This window comes from Streptomyces sp. YIM 121038 (assembly GCF_006088715.1).
GTDB lineage: Bacteria > Actinomycetota > Actinomycetes > Streptomycetales > Streptomycetaceae > Streptomyces.
Genome location: NZ_CP030771.1, coordinates 6,345,217 through 6,365,785 on the forward strand (window position 1 = coordinate 6,345,217; position 20,569 = coordinate 6,365,785).

Genomic DNA, 20,569 nt, shown 5'->3' on the forward strand with positions numbered 1-20,569 from the left:
GGCGGCGGAGCAACCGATTTCCGCGGCCGCGGCATGGCGAAGGGGCCCGGCCGGATCGCTCCTGCCGGGCCCCTCCACGTGTGAACCGCCCTGGGATCAGGCCTTCTTGGTCTCCCAGAAGATGCGGTCGATCTCGGCGATGAGCTCCAGGGCCTTCTCGCCGGTCTTCGGGTCCGTCGACGCCTTGGCGGCCGACAGGGCCTTCAGGGTGTCGTTGACCAGCACGTGCAGCTGCGGGTACTTCTCGAAGTGCGGCGGCTTGAAGTAGTCGCTCCACAGCACCGAGACGTGGTGCTTGGCGAGCTCGGCGCGCTGCTCCTTGATGACCGTCGCGCGGGCCTGGAAGTGCGCGTCGTCGTTCGCGGCCATCTTCTCCTGGACGGCCTTGACCGACTCCGCCTCGATGCGGGCCTGGGCGGGGTCGTACACGCCGCAAGGCAGGTCACAGTGGGCGCTGGCCTTGACCTTGGGGGCAAACAGGCGGGAAAGCATTCAGCTGTCCTTCCTCGTGATCGTCTTCTCAGGTGGGACATTACTCCGTGAGAGACGCGTTTTCGCGAGTGCCCCCATGGGCTTAGGACAAAAGTCCAGGGTCACACTGGAACTGGTGGAGGATGGGACCGGGAGGTTGTCTGATGCCGGAAATGACGGCAGACGGGCGGGAGACACGCGTGCCGTTCCAGTTGATCGAGGTCGACGGACCGTCGATGGTGCCCACGCTGAATCCGGGGGACTGGATGCTGGTGCAGCACGGCGCGCGGGTGCGGCCCGGCGACGTGGTGATCCTGCGGCATCCGCTGCAGCAGGACCTGTTGGTGGTCAAGCGCGCGGTCGAGCGGCGGGACGGCGGCTGGTGGGTGCTCGGCGACAACCCGTACAACACGGGCGGCGACAGCAACGTCTACGGAGTGGTGCCGGAGGACCTGGTGCTCGCCCGGGTGCGGGGGCGCTTCCGGCCGCTCGGCAGGTTCCGCGAGGAGCGTGAGGCGCTGGGGCGGCGTCAGCTCTCCCTGACGGCGCTGGTCTCCTGGACCTTCTCCGCCGTGCGTCCCGTGCTCGCCGACCGCTCGCTCTCCAGGCGCTTGCGCGCGCGGTAGGCCGCCACGTTCGCACGGGTCGCGCAGCGGTCGGAGCAGTAGCGCCGGGAGCGGTTCGTCGAGGTGTCCAGATAGGCGTTGCGGCACGGCGCCGCCTCGCACAGGCCGAGCCGGTCCACGCCGTGCTCGGTGAGGTGGAAGGCGAGGCCCATGGCCGCGATCGCCGCGTACCCGGCGGTGACGTTCGACGGGTGGTCGGCCAGGTGCATGTGCCACAGCGGACGCCCGTCGTCGTCGCGGTAGTCGTGGCCGGAGATCTGCGGACTCACCGGGAACTCCAGGAGCAGGGAGTTCAGCAGGTCCACGGCGAGGGTCTCGTCGCCGCCGTCCGCCGCCTCGAAGACCGACCTGAGCCGTGCCCGCACCGAGCGGAAGCGCGTCACGTCCGAGTCCGTGGCGCGCCGGGCCGCCTGCTGGTTGGCCCCGAACAGCTCGCGGACCGCCTCGACCGACGTCAGCGTGTCCTTATTGCGCGCCGGCTCCTCGGTGTTGACCAGACGTACGGCGTAGTCCGAGTAATAGGCCAGTTCCACTTGTAGTCCTTACCGGGGCGGGCTATCTTCGTCTGCGGGCGTGGTAACAGTCGATGTTCTATCGCGGGTGTTACCTGTCGAGGTTAATCGAGGGTAGTACGGGACGGAGGGCTTCCGGTGACGGAAACGGCTAGCGGTACGGGATTCGGAACCGACTGGCGTGCCTGGCAGGACAGCTGGGACCGGCAGCAGGAGTGGTACATGCCGGACCGCGAGGAGCGGTTCCGCGTCATGCTCGACATGGTCGAGGCCCTGGTCGGCCGCGCGCCCCGCGTCCTGGACCTCGCGTGCGGGACGGGCACCATCACGGCCCGGCTCCTGGCCAGGTTCCCCGGGGCCACCAGCGTCGGCGTCGACCTCGACCCGGCCCTGCTCGCCATCGCCGAGGGCACCTTCGCGGGTGACGACCGGGTCACCTTCGTGACCGCGGACCTGAAGGACCCGGACTGGGCCGCGCAGCTGCCGCACGACTCCTACGACGCCGTGCTCACCGCCACCGCCCTGCACTGGCTGTACAGCGAGCCGCTGGCCGCGCTGTACCACCGGCTCGGCGGGCTCGTCCGCGACGGCGGCGTCTTCCTCAACGCCGACCACATGCCCGACCCGACGACGCCGCGCCTCAACGCCGCCGACCGCGAGCAGCGCCACGCCCGCCAGGCCGAGGCCCGGGCCGCGGGCGTCCTCGACTGGGCGGACTGGTGGGCGATCGCCGCGCAGGACCCGGTGCTCGCGGGGCCCACGGCCAAGCGCTTCGAGATCTACGGCGAGCACGCGGACGGCGACACCCCGCCCGCCGAGTGGCACGCCCGCACCCTGCGCGAGGCGGGCTTCGCGGAGGCCCGCACGGTGTGGTCGTCGCCGTCGGACGCGATGGTCCTAGGCCTGAAGTAGGGACTTCCGCGCGTCCGGCAGGAAGGGGCGGTCCGGATCCCGAAGGATCCGGACCGCCCCTTCCGCGATTGCGGCACCCCGCGAGGGCTACAGCACCTTCGACAGGAACGACTTCGTCCGCTCGTGCTGCGGGTCCGTCAGGACGTCCCTCGGGTTCCCGGACTCGACCACCACACCGCCGTCCATGAAGACGAGGCTGTCGCCGACCTCGCGCGCGAAGCCCATCTCGTGCGTGACGACGACCATCGTCATGCCGGACTCGGCCAGGTCGCGCATCACGTCGAGCACGTCACCGACGAGCTCCGGGTCGAGCGCCGACGTCGGCTCGTCGAACAGCATCAGCTTCGGGTCCATCGCCAGCGCGCGGGCGATGGCCACGCGCTGCTGCTGGCCGCCGGACAGCTGCGAGGGGTAGTTCTTCGCCTTGTCGGCGAGCCCGACCCGCTCCAGGAGCTGCCCCGCACGCTCCCGCGCCGCCGCCTTGGACTGGCCCTTGACCTGGACCGGCGCCTCCATGACGTTCTCCAGGGCCGTCATGTGCGGGAAGAGGTTGAAGCGCTGGAAGACCATGCCGATGTCCCGGCGCTTCATGGCGACTTCGCTGTCCTTGAGCTCGTACAGCTTGTCGCCCTTCTGCCGGTAGCCGACCAGCTCCCCGTCTACGTAGAGACGGCCGGCGTTGACCTTCTCCAGGTGGTTGATGCAGCGCAGGAACGTCGACTTGCCGGAGCCGGAGGGGCCGATGAGGCAGAACACCTCGCCGGACTCGACCTCCAGGTCGATGCCCTTGAGGACCTCTACGTGGCCGAACGACTTGTGGACGTTCTCGGCCTTCACCATGGCGGTCATCAGCGCACTCCCGAACGGTTGCCCAGCGACACCATGTTCGCCTTGATCTTCTGCCAGGGGGTGTCCGGCAGGCTGCGCGAGGAGCCGCGCGCGTAGTACCGCTCCAGGTAGAACTGGCCGACGCTGAGGATCGACGTCATGATCAGGTACCAGGTGGCGGCGAGGAGCAGGGCCTCGACCGTGGCGCCCGACGAGGTGCCGATGTCCTGGGCGTAGCGCAGGAGTTCGTAGTACTGGACGGCCGCCACGAGGGAGGTCGTCTTCAGCATGTTGATGACCTCGTTGCCCGTCGGCGGGACGATCACGCGCATCGCCTGCGGGATGATGATGCGCCGCAGCGTCTTGCCGTGGCTCATGCCGAGCGCCTGCGAGGCCTCCGTCTGGCCCTCGTCGACCGAGAGCAGACCGGCGCGGCAGATCTCCGCCATGTACGCGGCCTCGTTCAGACCGAGGCCGAGCAGCGCCGTCAGGAACGGCGTCATGAAGTCCGACCACTCGTCCTGGTAGATCGGCCCGAGGTTGATGTACTCGAAGACGAAGCCCAGGTTGAACCAGACGAAGAGCTGGACCAGGACCGGCGTGCCCCGGAAGAACCAGATGTAGAACCACGCGATCGACGAGGTCACCGGGTTCTTCGACAGGCGCATCACCGACAGGAGCACACCGCCCACGACGCCGATGAGCATCGAGAGGACCGTGAGGACCAGGGTCTCGCGGACACCCTTGAGGATGCGCTCGTCGAAGAAGTTGTCGGGGATGGCGTCCCAGTTGATGTCGCCCTGGGAGAAGGCGTAGATGATCGCGCCGAGTACGCCGAGGGCGAGCACGCCGGCTACGTAGCGGCCGTAGTGCCGCACCGGGACGGCCTTGATGGCCTCCGGCGCGGAGCGTGGCGGCTCGTCCTTGGGGCCGGGCGAGCCCGACTTGGTGATGTCCGTTGTCACGGGTGGTGCCTTTCAGCGACGAGGTGTGACGAGGGGTGCGGCAGGGTGCGCGCCTGCCGCGGGCCTTCGGTGGCTTCCGCCCTTCGGTGGCTGCGGGCCCGCCGCGGCTTCGGCCCGGCGCGGGCCTTCGACGGCCGCGCGGCCGCCGAAGGCCGGTGTTCCGCCGTCGGCGTGCCGGTGGCCTAGGGTCCGCTTCGCGGGCTTCCGGTGGCTTCCGTCGGTCTTGCGGTGGCCCGGGCCCGGCGACCGGTGGTCGCCGCGCCCGGCGGGCGGGGGCCTGCCGCGGGGGCCGCGGCCGTCGACGGGCCGCGGCGGGCGGTCAGGCGCCGCTCACTTGCCGCCGTTGACCTTGGCTTCCTTGACCGCGCCGGCCTCGACGCCCCACTCCTTGATGATCTTCTCGTACTGGCCGTTCGCGATGATCGCGCCGAGCGCGGCCTTGATCGCGTCGCGCAGCTTGGTGTTGTCCTTGGAGACCGCGATGCCGTACGGGGCCGCCTCCACCTGCTCGCCCACGAGCTGGAAGTCCTTGCCGCCGCCGGAGGTCTTCACCGCGTACGCCGCGACCGGGAAGTCCGAGGAGCCCGCGTCCGCGCCGCCCGAGCGCAGCCGGGTCTGGGCCTGCTGGTCGTTGTCGAAGGACTCGATGGAGATCTTCTTGCCGCCCTTGCACTTCTTCGACTCGGCCTTGGCCATGTCGTGCGAGACGGTGCCGCGCTGGACCACGATCTTCTTGCCGCAGAGGTCGGACCAGGTCTTGATGCCCTGGTCCTCGCCCTTCTTGGTGTAGATCGAGACGCCCGCGATGAAGTAGTCGACGAAGTCGACGCCCTTGCCGACCTTCTTGCCGGTCTCCTCGTCGACGCCCTCCTGGCGGTTCTTGGTGTCCGTCATCGCCGACATCGCGATGTCGTAGCGCTTGGAGCGCAGACCGCCCAGGAGCGTGTCGAAGGTGCCGTTGTCGAACTGGAACTCCACGCCGAGCTGCTTGCCCATGGCCTCGGCGATGTCGGGGTCGATGCCGACCGTGTCGCCGTTCTTGTCCTTGAACTCGACCGGCGGGTAGGCGATGTCGGAGCCGACCTTGATGACGCCCTTGTTGCGGACGCTCGCGGGGAGCATGTCGGACAGCGGCGCGTCGACGACCTTCTTGCCGCCGTCGCCCTTCTTGTTGTCCCGCTGGTCGCCGCATCCCGTCAGGAGCAGCGAGCCGGCGACCGCGATCGCGCCGACAGCGACGATCCGGGACTTCGCGGACTTCGCGGCGGTCGTGCGACAAGTGGTGCTTGCGGTCATAGGGGTCCTCCGGCGGATGGGGAGTAGCCATGGGTCTGACATGGGGTCGTGCACACACCTTCGGGCGTCGCGACCTCGTGTGATGGTGCATCTTGCCATTCGGACCGTCCGATTCTGGGGGCCGGAGATGTCAAAATCGGATAACGGGTGATCCGGCGACCACAACGGGCCGCTACGCCTTGCTCATTGACGTGGTGGGGCGAAGCGGTGACAACCACGGGATAACCACCCAATCTCGCTATGCGGACCCGCCGAACGGACCTTTGTGTCATAGAGGGATGAATCCCTGACCTCCGCGTGCCCGTCCCGGGCCGGAAACCCGCCGTTCACATGGGGCTGCGACAGATATGGCTCGTCGGCGGCGGGAGGCATCCGGTAGAAAAGACGGTTACACCCCTCATCCGGGGCCAGGGCGCGTGTGCGGCGCGCCCGCGCGTCCGTTACGTACCTCCCGTACCGCTTCGCCGACAGGCGGAGGGTCGCGGGCCGCGAGGCCCGGGGCCTCAGCGCGGACGCGGTTCCCGCCCCACTTCTCCACCAGGAAGTGGTCCACCCTCAACCATGAACACTTAAGGGGTCAGACACAGTGGCAGCGGAGATCGTCAATCCTCGCAGCGACAGCGGTACGAGTACCGGTCACGAAGGCGCCGACGAGCCCTTCGATCCGGCCTTCGCCCTGCATCGCGGCGGCAAGATGGCCGTGCAGGCAACCGTCCCGGTGCGGAACAAGGACGACCTGTCCCTCGCGTACACGCCCGGCGTGGCGAAGGTGTGCAGCGCCATCGCGGAACAGCCGGAGCTCGTCCACGACTACACCTGGAAGTCGAACGTCGTCGCCGTCGTCACCGACGGCACGGCCGTGCTCGGCCTCGGGGACATCGGGGCGGAGGCCTCCCTTCCGGTGATGGAGGGCAAGGCCATCCTCTTCAAGCAGTTCGGCGGCGTCGACGCCGTGCCGATCGCCCTCGGCACCACCGACACGGACGAGATCATCGAGACCGTGGTGCGGCTCGCCCCCTCCTTCGGCGGGGTGAACCTGGAGGACATCTCCGCGCCGCGCTGCTTCGAGATCGAGCGGCGCCTCCAGGAGCGGCTCGACATCCCGGTCTTCCACGACGACCAGCACGGCACGGCGGTCGTCACCCTCGCCGCGCTGCGCAACGCGGCGCGGCTCACCGACCGGACGCTCGGCGACCTGCGCGCCGTGATCTCGGGCGCGGGCGCGGCGGGCGTCGCCATCGCGAAGTTCCTCCTCGAGGCCGGGCTCGGCGACGTCGCGGTCGCTGACCGCAAGGGCATCGTCAGCCGGGACCGGGACGACCTCACCCCGGTCAAGCGGGAGCTCGCGGAGCTCACGAACAAGGCGGGCCTGAGCGGCTCCCTGGAGAGCGCGCTCGCCGGTGCGGACGTGTTCATCGGCGTGTCCGGCGGTACGGTCCCCGAGGCCGCGGTGGCCTCGATGGCGCCGAACTCGTTCGTGTTCGCCATGGCCAACCCGAACCCCGAGGTGCACCCGGACGTCGCCCACAAGTACGCCGCCGTGGTGGCGACGGGCCGTTCGGACTACCCGAACCAGATCAACAACGTCCTCGCCTTCCCCGGCATCTTCGCGGGCGCGCTCCAGGTGCGGGCCTCCCGGATCACCGAGGGCATGAAGATCGCGGCCGCGGACGCGCTCGCCGACGTGGTCGGGGACGAGCTCTCCGCCGCGTATGTGATCCCGTCCCCGTTCGACGAGCGGGTGGCGCCCGCGGTCACCGCGGCGGTCGCCGCGGCGGCCCGGGCCGAAGGGGTCGCCCGGCGCTGACGCCCCTTGGCCCCACCTCGCTCGGCGGGGTGGGGCTTCGCGCTTTCCGGCCGCGGGCCGCGGGTGCGGTGCCTTGTGCGGGGTGCGGCTGTCGCGGGGGCCGGGGTGTGGCGCGGGCTCCGGAGGCCGGGGCGCGGTGTGGGCCCGGGGGCCGGGACTGGGGGCCGGGAGTGGGGTCTCTGGAGGCTGGGGGTGCGGCGCGGAGCCCGGGGCGTGGCGTGGGTACGGAGGCCGGGGTGCGGGGCCGGGGGTGCGGGGCCGGGGGTGCGGCGTTGGTCCGGGGACCGGGTGTGGTCGGGGTGGGCGCGGTGTGGGTCACACCCGTGGGCCGTTCCCAAGGTCCGGGGGCCGGACTACGGTCGGCGCCATGTTCGCTGCCTACGCCGCCCGCATCGACTCCACGCACCCCCTCAACGGCCTTGAGCTGGGTGACCGACCGGCCCCCGAGCCCCGCCCCGGCTGGTCCACCGTGAACGTCAAGGCCGCCTCCCTCAACCACCACGACCTGTGGTCCCTGCGCGGGGTCGGCCTCGATCAGGACAAGCTCCCGATGATCCTCGGCTGTGACGCGGCCGGGACCGACGAGGACGGCAACGACGTCGTCCTGCACTCCGTAATCGGCCAGTCAGGTCACGGCGTCGGCCCGCACGAGCGCCGCACCATCCTCACCGAGAAGTACCAGGGCACCTTCGCCGAGCAGGTCTCCGTGCCCACCTGGAACGTCCTGCCCAAGCCCGCGGGCCTCTCCTTCGCCGAGGCCGCCTGCCTGCCCACGGCCTGGCTCACCGCCTACCGCATGCTGTTCACCAACGCGGGCGTACGTCCCGGCGACTCGGTCCTCGTCCAGGGCGCGGGCGGAGGCGTCGCGACCGCCGCGATCGTGCTCGGCCGGGCCGCCGGGCTCAAGGTCTTCGCCACCAGCCGCGACGAGGCCAAGCGCAAGCGGGCCGTGGAGCTGGGCGCGGTGGAGGCGCTGCCCGCGGGCGCGCGGCTGCCGCAGCGGGTCGACGCGGTGATCGAGACGGTCGGCGCCGCCACCTGGTCGCACTCGATCAAGTCGCTCCGCCCCGGCGGCACCCTGGTGATCTCCGGCGCCACCAGCGGCGACCGCCCCTCGCACGCCGAGCTGACCCGGGTCTTCTTCCTGGAGCTGCGCATCGTCGGCTCCACGATGGGCACGAAGGACGAACTCGAAGACCTGCTCGCGTTCTGCGCGAACACCGGCGTGCGGCCCGTCATCGACGAGGTCCTGCCGCTGGACCGCGCCCGGGAGGGCTTCGCGCGCCTGGAGGCGGGTGACCAGTTCGGCAAGATCGTACTGACGGTCTGAGCGTCCCGGGGCCTCCCCGCCCGCCCGCCTATTCGTCAACCACGGTTGACGAATAGGCGGGCGTCAACCTACATTGACACCCATGACCGAAGCAACGGATCTCGCCGAGCGCGCGGGCGACCGCGATCCCCGGGTCGGGCTGCGTGCCGTCACCGCGCTGCGGCGTCTCGTGGAGCAGCTCGAAGCAGTCCAGGTGCGCAGCGCCCGCCAGCAGGGCTGGTCGTGGCAGCAGATCGCCGCCGAACTCGGCGTGAGCAGGCAGGCCGTGCACAAGAAGTACGGGAGGCAGTGATGTTCGAGCGATTCACGAGAAATGCCCGGGCCGTGGTCACCGGCGCGGTCGAGCACGCCGAGCGGGCGGGTGCCGATTCCATCGACGACGGCCATCTGCTGTTGGCCCTGCTCGACCGGCGGGGCAGCCGCGCCTCCTTCGCCCTGGCGGCGCTGGGGGCCGACCGGCGGCGCGAGGAGATCGCCGAGGCGCTGGCCGACGCCCGCCGCCGGGGCGGTCTCACCCAGGCGGACACCGAGGCGCTCGCCGGGCTCGGCATCGACGTCGAGGAGATCGTCGCCCGAGTCGAGGAGACCCATGGGGCGGGTGTCCTGGCGACCGTCGGGGAGGGGCGGGGGCGCAAGGGGATCGGTTCCCGGTTCGGCCATCGCGGCTTCACCCGGGACGCCAAGGGCACGCTGGAGCGGGCCCTGCGGATCGCCACCGCGAACCGGGCGCGCACCATCGGCGACGAGCACATCCTGCTCGCTCTGACGAGCCGCCCCGGCATCGTGGCGGAGGTCCTCGGCGACCGGGGCGTGACGCGTGAGGCGCTGGACCGGGTGCTGACGTAGGGGTGGCGGCGGGGTGTGGGCCGGTGGTGTGGCTCGGCGGCGCGGCCTGGTGGTGTGGCTGGGCGGCGTGGCTGGGGGCCGAGGCCGTGAAGGGTGGCTGCGTGGCGTGGCGTGGCTCGGCGATGTGGGCCGGTGGTGTGGCTGCGCGGCGCGGCCTGATGGTGTGGCTCGGCGGCGTGGTCAGGGGCCGTGGCCAGGGGCCGTGGCCCTGAAGGGTGGCTCCGGGTGTGGTCGGGTGACGCGGTCCGGTGGTGTGGCTCGGTGGTGCGGTCCGGTGGTGTGGCTCGGTGGTGCGGGCCGGTGGTGCGGTCCGGTGGTGCGGGCTCGGCGACGCGGTCCGGTGGTGTGGCTCGGCGATGCGGGGCTGTGGCGCGGGCCGGGCGTGGGCTCGGCGGGTGCCCGGACCCCGGGCGCCCCGAGCGCTCCCGGGGCCGGGCCCGCCGTCGCCCCTCAGGGCTTGGGCATGCGCAGTATCGCCGTGACATGGGCCGCCGCTTCCGAGAGGTGGCGGCGGGCCTCGCGGAGCTGGTCCGGGGAGACCCCGTGGTCGCGGGCCGTGTCACGGACGTCGTCGCGGAAGCGGTCGAGGAGCCGCTCCAGGTCGCGCGCGGGGTCCGCGCCCGTCGCCTCCTCCTGGGCCCAGTCCGGCAGATACTCCACCGGCACTTGGGCCTGCGGCGGCGTGAACACGGGGCCCGGCGCGGACGCCTTGGCGTGCTCGGCGGCCTCGTCCTGCTCGGGTGCCCCTTCTCCTGACGCCTTGGCCGTGCCGGAGGCCCTGCCCGTCTCGGAGGCCTTGCTCGTGTCAGAGGCCTTGCTCGTGTCGGACACCGTGTCCTGGCCGGGTGCCTCGCCGTGCCGGGGGGCCTTGGCGCGCTTGCCCTCCGGGTCGCCGAAGCCGAAGTCCACGAAGTCCTTGCCGAACTCCCTGCCGAAGTCGCCGACCTCCTTGGCCAGCTCGGCGAGCCCTTCCCGTACCCCGGTGGGCCAGTCGCCACGCGCGAAGTGCTCCTGCACGTGGTCCTGCACCCGCTGGGCCATGCGCTGCCACTCCTCCCGCGCCTCCTCGTGGGCCTGCTCCCGCGCGTCCTTGGCCTGGCGGCGGGCCCGCTGGGCCTCCTCGCGGGCCCGGCGGCTCTCGTCCTTCGCGCGCCGCGCCTGCTCCTTCCACTCCTGCCGGGCGCGGCGGACCTCCTCCTTCGCCTGGCGCCAGCCCTCGCTGTCCGTCCACGCGCCGTCGAAGAGGTCGCCGAGGCCCGAGTGGCCCGCGCCGGTCCTGCCCGCCGTCCGGGCCTGCTGGGCCGCCGCCCGCATCTCGCGCCGCAGCTCGCCCGCCGCGCCCTGCACGCCGTCGCGGATCTCGGCGGCCAGCTCGGCGACCGACTCGCGGATCTCCAGCTCCAGATCGGCCAGCTCGCCGCTGCGCCCGGCGAGCTCGGCGCGGCCCGCGTCCGTGATCGAGTAGACCTTCCTTCCGCCCTCCGTGGTGTGGGTGACCAGGCCCTCCGCCTCCAGCTTGGCCAGGCGGGGGTAGACGGTGCCCGCCGATGGCGCGTACAGCCCCTGGAAGCGCTCTTCGAGGAGGCGGATCACCTCATAGCCGTGGCGCGGGGCCTCGTCCAGGAGCTTGAGCAGATACAGGCGCAGACGGCCGTGGGCGAACACGGGGGGCATCTCAGAGCACCTTCTTGTCGGTCGGGGCGTCGGCGGCGGTGTCCGCCTCCGGGGTGCCGGTCGGGGTCTCGGGCCCGGCGTCGGCCGGGGGAGCCGAGGGCGGGGCGTCCGTCGGGGCGGCATTCCGCGGGGGCTCGTCGGTCTCGTACCGATCTTCCTCTACCGCCGGCCTGCGCAGAAGCGCGATCGAGCCGGAGACCGTCGTCGCCTTGAGCTGGCCGCGGCCGGAGCCGAGCCTGCCGGTGATCTTCTTCGCGCCCCAGTGGCCGGTGATCCTGAGGTCCTCGAAGTCGCTGGAGACCGAGCCGCTCGTGGTGTCCGCCTCCACATCCGCGTGCCCCGGGTGGGGCAGCCGGATGGCGATCTCGCCCGAGACGCTGCTGAGTCCGACGTCGGCCGGACCGCCGACCGGGTCCAGATCCAGGATCATCGAGCCGCTCACCGATTCGGCCCGAACGGAGGACCCTGCTCCGTCGACGACCGTCAGGTCGCCCGAGACCGAGTTGAACCGCAGCTCGCCGGTGATGCCCTGGGCCTCGACGGCGCCGGAGACCGTCTCGGCCCGGACCGGCCCGGTCAGGCCGACCAGGGTGGAGTCGCCCGAGATGCTCCGCACCTCCGCCCGGCCCTCGATCCCGGTGACCACCGCGCCCGCGCCGACCACGCCCACCTCGACCTGGGTCCCGGCCGGGACGGCCAGCGACACCACCGCGCTGCGGCGCGCGCCCTTGGGGGTGAGCCAGCCCAGGAGGCCCTTCCAGGGCAGGTCCTCGTACACGACGGAGAGCGTGCCGTCGGAGTGCGTCACGGCGAGCGGGGGGCCCGAGATCTCGGACACTTCGAGCCTTCCGGTGTCGTCGCTCGTGCCCACCACGTTCACCGTGCCGTTCACGACGCGGACGCGCAGGCGCCTCACCGGCGCGTCGAACGTCAGCTTCCTGGGCTCATCGACGGACCACTTCGGCATGGTGACTGACCTCCTGGGGCGGCTCGGACGCAACGCGCCATATCGCATCCTTGGCTATACACGATATATCGCGGATGCGGAAAGTCAAGAGGTACTTCTTCGCCGGAAACCGGACGCCGCCCTTCACCGGGAAGTGGCGGGGCCCTTCGCCGGGCGTCGGATGGCGGATGCCCTCCTTCGCTGGAAACCGGCGGTCATCGCTCGGCGGCGCCGTCCGGCGCCTCGGCGGTATCGGACGCCGCAGGCCCGAGCGCCAAACATCATGGTTTGTCCTAGCGTGGGGCCATGTCCTCCGAGTCGACCCCCGCCCGCGCGACCGACCCCGCCGACGCCGCCTCCTCTCCCGGTGCGCTACTGCTCTGCCGGGCCCGGCCGGACTCCGTGGAGACGGTCGCCCAACTGCTGCGCGAGCGGATGCTGCTCGCGCCCGCGGGCCCGGAGTGGAGCGTGCTCGTGCCCGAGGGCAAGCCGTGGCTGGAGGGCGGCGAGCCGGTCGACAGTGTGCTCGCCGGGTGGGCGACCGCGCTCGCCGTCGGCTCGCCGTGGCCGGTTCTCGCGCTGTGGTGGGACGCCGACCGCTCCGGCTGCACGCTCGCGGCGGGCTTCCGGCGGACGGTCGGCTATGTGTGGCTGGCGAACGGCACCCCGGTCGGCGAGGACGAGGCGATGCGGACGTTCGCCGCCCGGCTCGGCCTCGACCCGGTGCTCGACATGCAGGCCCTGGACACGCTGACCCGCCCCGACTCGGAGGCCGACGCGCGCGCCCGGCTGCGCGGCCTCATCGCGGTGCTCACGCGCGTGGGGGTCGATCTGCCGCCCGGCCTGAGCCCGGGCGAGTCCGCCGACCGGCTGCGGGAAGTGGCCCGCGTCCTGGACGGCGTACGGCACGTCGAGTGGTCGGGCTGGCGTGACGCGGTGCGTGCCGAGCTCGACGCGGTGGAGAGCGGCCCGCTGGGCCCCTGGCTGCGCGGGCCGCGGGCGCGGGCCCTCGCGGGTGCCCAGCTCGCGGCGGGCGTTCCGCTCCTCGCCTGGTCCCTGCGGCGGCGCGGCGGTGGCGGCTGGGCGGTGGCGGGCCTCGTCCTCGTGGTGCACGGGGTGCTGGGGTTCGCCTACGACCGGGCGCGCGAGCGGGACTAGCGGCGCGCGGCCCGAGGTTCGCGCGCCTTCAGCGGGCCGTGCCGCCCGTCAGCGTGTCCGTACCGCGTCGAGGACCAGGCCGAGCAGGCGGTCCGGGCGCTGGGGGTCCTCGGGCGACCGTTCGTCCGTGCGTGCCGTCGACAGGGCGATGCCGACGACCAGGTGGAGCAGGTCGGAAGGGCTCAGGTCGGGGCGTGCGGCGCCCGCTCGCTGAGCGCGGGTGAGGAGCGCCGCCACGGCGTCGTGGACGCGCTGGTGGCAGTCGGCGCCCAGGGCGCCCGACTCCTCCAGCTGCTCGACCAGCAGGGCGCCGCCGAGGCCGTGGTTCACGCGCGCGTGGACGAGGAACGCGTGCAGCCACTCCGCGAGGGCGTCGTAGGCGGAGTCCGCCGCCAGGAGGTCGTCCGCGCGGCCGCACAGGGTGTCGATGCCGTCCTTCAGGACGGCCGCCAGCAGTTCGGGCCGCCCGGAGAAGTTGCGGTACAGCGTGCCGGGTCCGACGCCCGCGCGGCGGGCGATGTCGTTGAGGGACGCCTCGGCTCCCGCTTCCGCGAAGGCCTCCCGCGCGGCGGCGACGATGCGCTCGCGATTGCGGACGGCGTCCGCGCGCGGGGCGCGGCCGTGGGCCGGGGCGACGGCCCGGGTGGTCGCCGCCCGTCCTGGGGGCTCGGTCATCTCTGGTCCCAGAGGGTCGGGGTAGCTGTCCGGAGAACTTCTCCGTATCGTACCTCCACAGATATCCGGAGAGGTTCTCCGGTAAGAGTGGGAGGTGTCGACGTGCGAGGACTCCGAGGAACGGACGGGCTCGGGCGGGTCGGTGTCTGGACCTTCGCCTTCGAAGGGCAGCCCGCCGGACGGGTGCGCGAGGCGGCCGCCGAGATCGAGGAACTGGGGTACGGGGCCCTCTGGTACGGGGAGGCGTTCGGACGCGACACGGTGGGGCAGGCCTGGCTGCTGCTCTCCGCCACGCGGCACCTCCCGGTCGCCTCCGGGATCGCGAGCATCGCCTACCGCGAGCCGCTCGCCATGGCCAACGCCGAGCGCACGCTCGGGGAGGCCTTCCCCGGACGGTACGTCCTCGGGCTCGGCGGACACCGGGTCGACGGCGCCGTCATCGAAGTGGACGGCTATCGCGTCCCCGCGCGCGGGAGGGCGGTGACGACCATGAGGGCCTATCTGGACGCCATGGACGCGGCGCCCGCGCACGGGCCGGTGCCGGACCCCGCTCCCCGTCGGCTCCTCGCCGCGCTGGGCCCGAAGATGCTGGGGCTCGCGGCGGAGCGCACCGCGGGAGCGCACACGTACTTCGTACCCGTGGAGCACGCCGCGCGCGCCCGCGCGGCCCTCGGGCCGGACGCCTTCCTCGCCGTGGAGCAGGCGGTCGTCCTCGATACGGACCGGGCGCGGGCGCGGGCCGTGGCCGAGGAGCACGTCGCCGGGTACGCGCGCGTGCCGCATCAGGTGGCGAGCCTGCGGCGGCTCGGGTTCGGCGACGACGACCTGCCGCCGGGCGGCCCGAGCCGCAGGCTCGTCGACGCGATCGTCGCCTACGGGGATGCCGACGTGCTCCACGCGCGCGTACGGGAACACCTGGACGCCGGGGCGGACCACGTGTGCGTCCAGGTCCTGACGGCCGGCGGGGCGTTCCCGCTGCGCGAGTGGCGCGAGCTCGCGCCGGCGCTAACGGCGGTGCCCGCCCGCCCCTAGGGCGTACAGCTCCGCCCACTGCCGCGCGGTGAGGTCCTTGGGCAGCCGCGCCGGGCCGATGCCGTGGCGGTCGAGCCACTCCCGCACGCCGCGCCTGGGGAGCTCCGGGCAGGCGGTGGCGACGATCCGGGGCAGGCCCCGGCCGCGGCCCGTGAAGACGCGGTGCACCAGGTCCTGGTAGGCCTTCAGGGCCGCGCGGTCGACGAGCGGGCGGTCGCGGCGGGCGATCGTCAGGAGGCCGCCGTCCACGTTCGGGCGCGGCCGGAACGCCCCGGCGGGGACCCGCCGCGCGAGCGTGAAGGCGTACCAGGGCCACCACTGGGCCGTCATCAGCGTGGCCCCGCCGACGCCCGCACGCCGGCGCGCGACCTCCCACTGGACCAGCAGGACGGCATCCGTCCAGGCCGGTGCGCGCAGGATGCGGCGGAGCATCGGCGTCGTCTCGTGGAAGGGCAGGTTCCCGGCCAGGACGTGCGGCGTCGTCGGCATCGCGTAACGCAGGAAGTCGGCTGTGACGATCGTCGTCGAGCGGTTCGTGCGGCGCTCCAGGCGCGCGGCGTGACGGGCGTCGATCTCGATGCCCGTCAGGCTCCGGCCGAGCTCCTGGAGGGGCAGCGTGAGGGAGCCGTCGCCCGTGCCGATCTCGACGATCGGCCCCCGGGTGCGGGCCACGAGGCCCACGAAGGCGTCGATCGTGGCCCGGTCGGTGAGGAAGTTCTGGCCGAGCTCATGACGGCCGTGGCGGTACGAGGGGGTGGTGGTGCGGTGCGTGCGCACTGGGACTCCGCGGCTTCGAGGTGAGCCGGGCAGCACGAGGTGCCGCTCGGCGCTGACGCGCTGAAGCGGCGGAGCGTTCCGTTCCTGAGGGCCACCGGGACGCGAGGCGTCCGGTGGGCGCGGGAGAGTCCGACCGCCGCTACGGGCGGCGGTACCTCGTCACCGCGCAGGCGGCACTGGCTGCGATTCCACACATGCCGCGCACGGTAGGCCGTCGGCGGAGCCGACGGCAAACGGTTTACGGAGCCCGGGCGGGCCGCGGTGCTCCGCTGGAATCGGTGCGACTGGCTGTTGGCCGCCTGCCGGTCCGCCGTGGCTGGTCGCGCAGTTCCCCGCGCCCCTTCGGGGCACTGCCGAGCCGCGGATCGGCACAGCCCCGCGCCCCTTCGGGGCACTGTCCAGTCGCGGCCCCGGGACTCCTACTCGTCCTCGTCCTCGTCGTCCAGGCGCGCCAGCCACGTCGCCAGGCGCTCCACCGGCACCTCGAAGTCCGGGTTGAGGTCCACGAACGTGCGGAGCTGCTCGGCCAGCCACTCGAAGGTGACCTCCTCCTCGCCGCGCCGCTTCTCCAGCTCCTCGATGCCACGGTCGGTGAAGTACAAAGTCATGCTCCTGACGAGACGGGATGTGCCCGTTCATCGTAGGCCGCGACGCCGGTGGGCCCGGCCCCGAGTCCGAGAACTCGGGGCCGGGCCCACCTTCCGTACGACCGTGCCGGGGCCTAGGCCTCGAACACCTCGCGCACCAGCTGCTCCTGCTCGGCCTGGTGCCGCTTGGCGGAGCCGACCGCCGGGGCGGAGCCGTGCGGCCGCGAGATGCGGCGCAGGCGCTCGCCGTGCGGGATGTCGGCGCCGACCGCCAGGTCCAGGTGGTCGATCAGGTTGAGGGCGATGAACGGCCACGCGCCCTGGTTCGCCGGCTCCTCCTGGGCCCACAGGTACTTCTCGGCGTTCGGGTGCTTGGCGATCTCCGCCTGGAGCTCGGCACCCGGCAGCGGGTACAGGCGCTCGATGCGGATGATCGCGATGTCCGTCGCGCCGCGCTTCTGCCGCTCGGCTTCCAGGTCGTAGTAGAACTTGCCGGCGCAGAACACGACCTTGCGGACCGCGGCCGGGTCCACCGTGGTGTCGCCGATGACGGGGCGGAAGCCGCCCGTCGTGAACTCCTCCGTCTTCGAGGCCGCGGCCTTGAGGCGCAGCATCGACTTCGGCGTGAAGACCACCAGCGGCTTGTGGTGCGGGTTGTGCACCTGCCACCGCAGGAGGTGGAAGTAGTTCGACGGGAGCGTCGGCATCGCGACCGTCATGTTGTTCTGGGCGCAGAGCTGGAGGAAGCGCTCCGGGCGGGCCGACGAGTGGTCGGGGCCCTGGCCCTCGTAGCCGTGCGGCAGGAGGAGCGTGACGCCGGACGTCTGCGCCCACTTCTGCTCGGCCGACGAGATGAACTCGTCCACCACGGTCTGCGCGCCGTTCACGAAGTCGCCGAACTGCGCTTCCCACATGACGAGCGACTCGGGGCGGGCCAGCGAGTAGCCGTACTCGAAGCCCATCGCCGCGTACTCGGACAGGAGCGAGTCGTAGACGTTGTAGCGGGCCTGGTCCTCGGAGAGGTACAGCAGCGGGGTGTAGTCCTCGCCGGTCGTCTGGTCCACGAGGACGCCGTGCCGCTGGCCGAAGGTGCCGCGCCGGGAGTCCTGGCCCGCGAGGCGGACCGGGGTGCCCTCCATCAGCAGGGAGCCGATGGCGAGGGTCTCGCCCATGCCCCAGTCGATGGTGCCGTCCTCGACCATGGCCGTGCGGCGCTGCAGCTGCGGCAGCAGACGCGGGTGCACGGTGATCCGCTCGGGGATGTTGACCTGGGACTCGGCGATCCGCTTGACGACCTCCTGGGAGACCGCGGTGTCCACGGCCACGGGGAACTCGGTCTGCGGGGCCGGGACCTCAGCCGGAGCCGGGGTCGTGGTGGCCTCGCGGACCTCCGTGAAGACCTTCTCCAGCTGGCCCTGGAAGTCCTGGAGGGCCTGCTCGGCCTCTTCCAGGGTGATGTCGCCGCGACCGATCAGGGACTCGGTGTAGAGCTTGCGCACCGAGCGCTTCTTGTCGATCAGGCTGTACATCTGCGGGTTCGTGAACGACGGGTTGTCGGTCTCGTTGTGCCCGCGGCGGCGGTAGCAGATCAGGTCGATGACCACGTCCTTGTTGAACGCCTGCCGGAACTCGAAGGCCAGGCGGGCCACGCGGACCACGGCCTCCGGGTCGTCGCCGTTCACGTGGAAGATCGGCGCCTCGATCATGCGGGCCACGTCGGTGGAGTACATCGACGAGCGCGCGGACTCCGGCGGGGCCGTGAAGCCGACCTGGTTGTTGATGACGATGTGGACCGTGCCGCCCGTGCGGTAGCCGCGCAGCTGCGACATGTTGAGCGTCTCGGCGACCACGCCCTGGCCCGCGAAGGCCGCGTCTCCGTGGAGGGCGACCGGCAGGACGGTGAAGTCCGTGCCCCCCTTGTTGATGATGTCCTGCTTGGCGCGGGCGACGCCCTCCAGGACCGGGTCGACCGCCTCCAGGTGCGAGGGGTTGGCGACCAGGGAGACCTTGATCTGCTCGCCGTCCAGGCCCGTGAAGGTGCCCTCGGCGCCCAGGTGGTACTTCACGTCGCCGGAGCCGTGCATCGACTTCGGGTCGAGGTTGCCCTCGAACTCGCGGAAGATCTGCGCGTACGACTTGCCGACGATGTTCGCGAGCACGTTCAGCCGGCCGCGGTGGGCCATGCCGATGACGACCTCGTCCAGGCGCGACTCGGCCGCGGAGTCGATGACCGCGTCGAGCAGCGGGATGACGGACTCGCCGCCCTCCAGGGAGAAGCGCTTCTGGCCGACGTACTTCGTCTGCAGGAAGGTCTCGAACGCCTCCGCCGCGTTGAGCCGGCGCAGGATGCGCAGCTGCTCCTCGCGCTCCGGCTTGGCGTGCGGGCGCTCGATGCGGTCCTGGAGCCACTTGCGCTGCTTCGGGTCCTGGATGTGCATGAACTCGATGCCCGTGGTGCGGCAGTACGAGTCGCGCAGGACGCCGAGGATGTCGCGGAGCTTCATCATCGACTTGCCGGCGAAGCCGCCGACGGCGAACTCGCGCTCCAGGTCCCAGAGCGTCAGGCCGTGCTCGGTGATGTCCAGGTCCGGGTGCTTGCGCTGCTTGTACTCCAGCGGGTCCGTGTCGGCCATGACGTGGCCGCGGACGCGGTAGGAGTGGATCAGCTCGAAGACCCGGGCGGCCTTCGTGACGTCGTCGTCGTGCGAGGCGTCGATGTCCTTGAGCCAGCGGACCGGCTCGTAGGGGATGCGCAGCGCCTCGAAGATCTCGTCGTAGAAGCCGCCGTCGCCGAGGAGGAGGTTCGCGACGATCCGCAGGAACTCGCCGGAGGCGGCACCCTGGATGACCCGGTGGTCGTACGTCGAGGTCAGGGTCATGACCTTGGAGATGCCCAGCTTGTTCAGGGTGTCCTGGGAGGTGCCCTGGAACTCGGCCGGGTAGTCCATGGAGCCGACGCCCATGATGACCGACTGGCCGGGCATGAGGCGCGGCACGGAGTGGACGGTGCCGAGGCCGCCGGGGTTGGTCAGGGAGACCGTGACGCCGGTGAAGTCGTCCATGCCGAGCTTGCCGTCGCGGGCGCGCCGGACGATGTCCTCGTAGGCCTGCCAGAACTCGAAGAAGTTCAGGGTCTCGGCCTTCTTGATGCCCGCGACGACCAGCTGGCGGTCGCCGTTGGGCTTCACCAGGTCGATGGCGAGGCCGAAGTTGATGTGCTCCGGCTTGACCAGCGTCGGCTTGCCGTCCTTCTCCACGAAGGAGTAGTTCATCGACGGCATGGCCTTGATGGCCTGCACCATCGCGTACCCGATGAGGTGCGTGAAGGAGATCTTCCCGCCGCGGGCGCGCTTGAGGTGGTTGTTGATGACGATGCGGTTGTCGAACAGCAGCTTCACCGGGACCGCGCGCACGGACGTGGCCGTGGGCACCTCCAGGGAGGCGTTCATGTTCTTCGCCACGGCGGCCGAGGGGCCGCGCAGGGTCACGTACTCGGGACCGGCGGGCGCCTCCGTCGCGGGCGCGGCCTTGGCCGCGGGCTTCGCGGCCGCGGGCTTCGCCGCGGCGGCGGGCTTGGCGGCGGGGGCCGGGGCCTTCGCGGCGGGCGCGGGCGGCGCGGCAGCGGGCTGCGCGGCGGGCGCGGCCGGGGCGGCCGGGGCCGGGGCGGGGGACGTGGTGGGCGCGGCCCCCGCGGCCGCGTCACCCGCCGGCTTGGCCGGAGCGGCGGCGACGGACGCGCCTACCCCTGGCTTGTAGTCGGCGAAGAAGTCCCACCAGGCACGGTCGACCGAATTCGGGTCCTGGAGGTACTGCTGATAGATCTCGTCGACGAGCCACTCATTGGGACCGAACGCGGCAGCAGGGTTCTTGCCCTGCGCTTCTTGGTCGGTCGAAGTGCTCGAGTTACTGGGGGACTGTGGCGACACGGCGGCAACCGCCCTCTTCCGCTTCACAAGGTGATGGACAGCGGAAATAAAGGCTACGCCTCCATCGACGTCAGGTGCAGGCCGGGCCGGTCATCCGTCGCGTAAGTCACACTGGATTGCGAGTTTCGGGGCGGTAAATGGCGGGAAACAAGCGAGGTTTGCCTACGCCACTGCGCCGCGTGGAGACCCCTGGGGCACGTC

General features: G+C 71.8%; 19 protein-coding genes. 8 read left to right on the forward strand and 11 right to left on the reverse strand.

All coding sequences use genetic code 11. From position 1 onward, the window contains the following. Positions 1–96: 96 nt before the first annotated feature. Positions 97–492, reverse strand: a complete 396-nt coding sequence (gene sodN, locus C9F11_RS27340) for a superoxide dismutase, Ni (protein WP_138961746.1) — start codon at positions 490–492, stop codon at positions 97–99. Between the two features lie 143 nt (positions 493–635). On the opposite strand from sodN, the gene sodX reads away from it, so the two are divergent. Continuing rightward, entirely contained in the window at positions 636–1,097 is a 462-nt protein-coding gene (gene sodX / locus C9F11_RS27345) for a nickel-type superoxide dismutase maturation protease (protein WP_138961747.1), read from the forward strand. Here the strand turns inward: sodX and C9F11_RS27350 are convergent. Continuing rightward, complete coding sequence (locus tag C9F11_RS27350) at positions 1,001–1,630, reverse strand: CGNR zinc finger domain-containing protein (protein WP_138961748.1); 630 nt, start codon at positions 1,628–1,630, stop codon at positions 1,001–1,003. The two genes, sodX and C9F11_RS27350, sit on opposite strands and share 97 nt — an antisense overlap. Positions 1,631–1,747: 117 nt before the next feature. Between C9F11_RS27350 and C9F11_RS27355 the strand changes: the two genes are divergently transcribed. Further along, a complete protein-coding gene (locus C9F11_RS27355; protein ID WP_249401905.1) occupies positions 1,748–2,521 on the forward strand; it encodes a class I SAM-dependent methyltransferase in 774 nt (257 codons plus the stop codon). Positions 2,522–2,608: 87 nt separating this feature from the next. Here the strand turns inward: C9F11_RS27355 and C9F11_RS27360 are convergent, their stop codons facing one another. The 3 genes from C9F11_RS27360 to C9F11_RS27370 form a co-directional block, all read right to left on the reverse strand. After that, the gene (locus C9F11_RS27360) at positions 2,609–3,370 is read right to left on the reverse strand and encodes an amino acid ABC transporter ATP-binding protein (protein WP_138961749.1); all 762 of its coding nucleotides are present in this window, start codon (positions 3,368–3,370) and stop codon (positions 2,609–2,611) included. After that, on the reverse strand, positions 3,370–4,314 hold the full coding sequence (locus tag C9F11_RS27365) for an amino acid ABC transporter permease (protein WP_138961750.1): 945 nt from the start codon (positions 4,312–4,314) through the stop codon (positions 3,370–3,372). Before C9F11_RS27365 ends, C9F11_RS27360 begins: the two co-directional genes overlap by 1 nt. A 330-nt stretch (positions 4,315–4,644) precedes the next feature. Further along, the gene (locus tag C9F11_RS27370) at positions 4,645–5,610 is read right to left on the reverse strand and encodes an ABC transporter substrate-binding protein (protein WP_138961751.1); all 966 of its coding nucleotides are present in this window, start codon (positions 5,608–5,610) and stop codon (positions 4,645–4,647) included. Positions 5,611–6,196: 586 nt separating this feature from the next. Between C9F11_RS27370 and C9F11_RS27375 the strand changes: the two genes are divergently transcribed. From C9F11_RS27375 to C9F11_RS27390, 4 genes are all read left to right on the forward strand, one after another. Continuing rightward, entirely contained in the window at positions 6,197–7,417 is a 1,221-nt protein-coding gene (locus C9F11_RS27375) for an NADP-dependent malic enzyme (protein WP_138961752.1), read from the forward strand. Positions 7,418–7,784: 367 nt separating this feature from the next. Continuing rightward, entirely contained in the window at positions 7,785–8,747 is a 963-nt protein-coding gene (locus C9F11_RS27380; protein ID WP_138961753.1) for a zinc-binding dehydrogenase, read from the forward strand. Between the two features lie 82 nt (positions 8,748–8,829). Next, positions 8,830–9,039, forward strand: coding sequence for a helix-turn-helix transcriptional regulator (locus C9F11_RS27385; RefSeq protein ID WP_138961754.1), 210 nt, complete (start codon positions 8,830–8,832; stop codon positions 9,037–9,039). After that, positions 9,039–9,593 carry a Clp protease N-terminal domain-containing protein gene (locus C9F11_RS27390; RefSeq protein WP_138961755.1) on the forward strand — a complete coding sequence of 185 codons (555 nt, stop codon included), beginning with the start codon at positions 9,039–9,041 and terminating at the stop codon, positions 9,591–9,593. Before C9F11_RS27385 ends, C9F11_RS27390 begins: the two co-directional genes overlap by 1 nt. Positions 9,594–10,043: 450 nt before the next feature. On the opposite strand, the gene C9F11_RS27395 is transcribed toward C9F11_RS27390, so the two are convergent. Then, positions 10,044–11,267, reverse strand: a complete 1,224-nt coding sequence (locus C9F11_RS27395; protein WP_138961756.1) for a PadR family transcriptional regulator — start codon at positions 11,265–11,267, stop codon at positions 10,044–10,046. A 1-nt stretch (position 11,268) separates the two neighbouring features. After that, the gene (locus C9F11_RS27400) at positions 11,269–12,234 is read right to left on the reverse strand and encodes a DUF4097 family beta strand repeat-containing protein (protein WP_138961757.1); all 966 of its coding nucleotides are present in this window, start codon (positions 12,232–12,234) and stop codon (positions 11,269–11,271) included. Positions 12,235–12,519: 285 nt separating this feature from the next. Between C9F11_RS27400 and C9F11_RS27405 the strand changes: the two genes are divergently transcribed. Then, entirely contained in the window at positions 12,520–13,371 is an 852-nt protein-coding gene (locus tag C9F11_RS27405; protein WP_138961758.1) for a hypothetical protein, read from the forward strand. 48 nt (positions 13,372–13,419) lie between these two features. Here the strand turns inward: C9F11_RS27405 and C9F11_RS27410 are convergent, their stop codons facing one another. Continuing rightward, positions 13,420–14,046, reverse strand: a complete 627-nt coding sequence (locus tag C9F11_RS27410; RefSeq protein WP_138961759.1) for a TetR/AcrR family transcriptional regulator — start codon at positions 14,044–14,046, stop codon at positions 13,420–13,422. Positions 14,047–14,148: 102 nt separating this feature from the next. Between C9F11_RS27410 and C9F11_RS27415 the strand changes: the two genes are divergently transcribed. After that, positions 14,149–15,078, forward strand: coding sequence for a TIGR03620 family F420-dependent LLM class oxidoreductase (locus C9F11_RS27415; RefSeq protein WP_138961760.1), 930 nt, complete (start codon positions 14,149–14,151; stop codon positions 15,076–15,078). On the opposite strand, the gene erm is transcribed toward C9F11_RS27415, so the two are convergent. From erm to C9F11_RS27430, 3 genes are all read right to left on the reverse strand, one after another. Then, complete coding sequence (gene erm, locus C9F11_RS27420) at positions 15,052–15,855, reverse strand: 23S ribosomal RNA methyltransferase Erm (RefSeq protein WP_138961761.1); 804 nt, start codon at positions 15,853–15,855, stop codon at positions 15,052–15,054. The genes C9F11_RS27415 and erm overlap by 27 nt on opposite strands. Before the next feature lie 419 nt (positions 15,856–16,274). Beyond that, entirely contained in the window at positions 16,275–16,457 is a 183-nt protein-coding gene (locus C9F11_RS27425; RefSeq protein ID WP_003961784.1) for a DUF6104 family protein, read from the reverse strand. A gap of 119 nt (positions 16,458–16,576) precedes the next feature. After that, a complete protein-coding gene (locus C9F11_RS27430) occupies positions 16,577–20,368 on the reverse strand; it encodes a multifunctional oxoglutarate decarboxylase/oxoglutarate dehydrogenase thiamine pyrophosphate-binding subunit/dihydrolipoyllysine-residue succinyltransferase subunit (protein ID WP_138961762.1) in 3,792 nt (1,263 codons plus the stop codon). Positions 20,369–20,569 lie beyond the last annotated feature (201 nt).

Excerpts from the sequence above, each read along its gene's own strand:
- C9F11_RS27385 (WP_138961754.1), top strand. The coding sequence starts at position 8,830 with ATGACCGAAGCAACGGATCTCGCCGAGCGCGCGGGCGACCGCGATCCC.
- C9F11_RS27380 (WP_138961753.1), top strand. The coding sequence starts at position 7,785 with ATGTTCGCTGCCTACGCCGCCCGCATCGACTCCACGCACCCCCTCAAC.
- C9F11_RS27390 (WP_138961755.1), top strand. The coding sequence starts at position 9,039 with ATGTTCGAGCGATTCACGAGAAATGCCCGGGCCGTGGTCACCGGCGCG.
- C9F11_RS27370 (WP_138961751.1), bottom strand. The coding sequence starts at position 5,610 with ATGACCGCAAGCACCACTTGTCGCACGACCGCCGCGAAGTCCGCGAAG.
- sodN (WP_138961746.1), bottom strand. The coding sequence starts at position 492 with ATGCTTTCCCGCCTGTTTGCCCCCAAGGTCAAGGCCAGCGCCCACTGT.
- C9F11_RS27360 (WP_138961749.1), bottom strand. The coding sequence starts at position 3,370 with ATGACCGCCATGGTGAAGGCCGAGAACGTCCACAAGTCGTTCGGCCAC.
- C9F11_RS27405 (WP_138961758.1), top strand. The coding sequence starts at position 12,520 with ATGTCCTCCGAGTCGACCCCCGCCCGCGCGACCGACCCCGCCGACGCC.
- C9F11_RS27395 (WP_138961756.1), bottom strand. The coding sequence starts at position 11,267 with ATGCCCCCCGTGTTCGCCCACGGCCGTCTGCGCCTGTATCTGCTCAAG.
- C9F11_RS27410 (WP_138961759.1), bottom strand. The coding sequence starts at position 14,046 with ATGACCGAGCCCCCAGGACGGGCGGCGACCACCCGGGCCGTCGCCCCG.
- sodX (WP_138961747.1), top strand. The coding sequence starts at position 636 with ATGCCGGAAATGACGGCAGACGGGCGGGAGACACGCGTGCCGTTCCAG.
- C9F11_RS27400 (WP_138961757.1), bottom strand. The coding sequence starts at position 12,234 with ATGCCGAAGTGGTCCGTCGATGAGCCCAGGAAGCTGACGTTCGACGCG.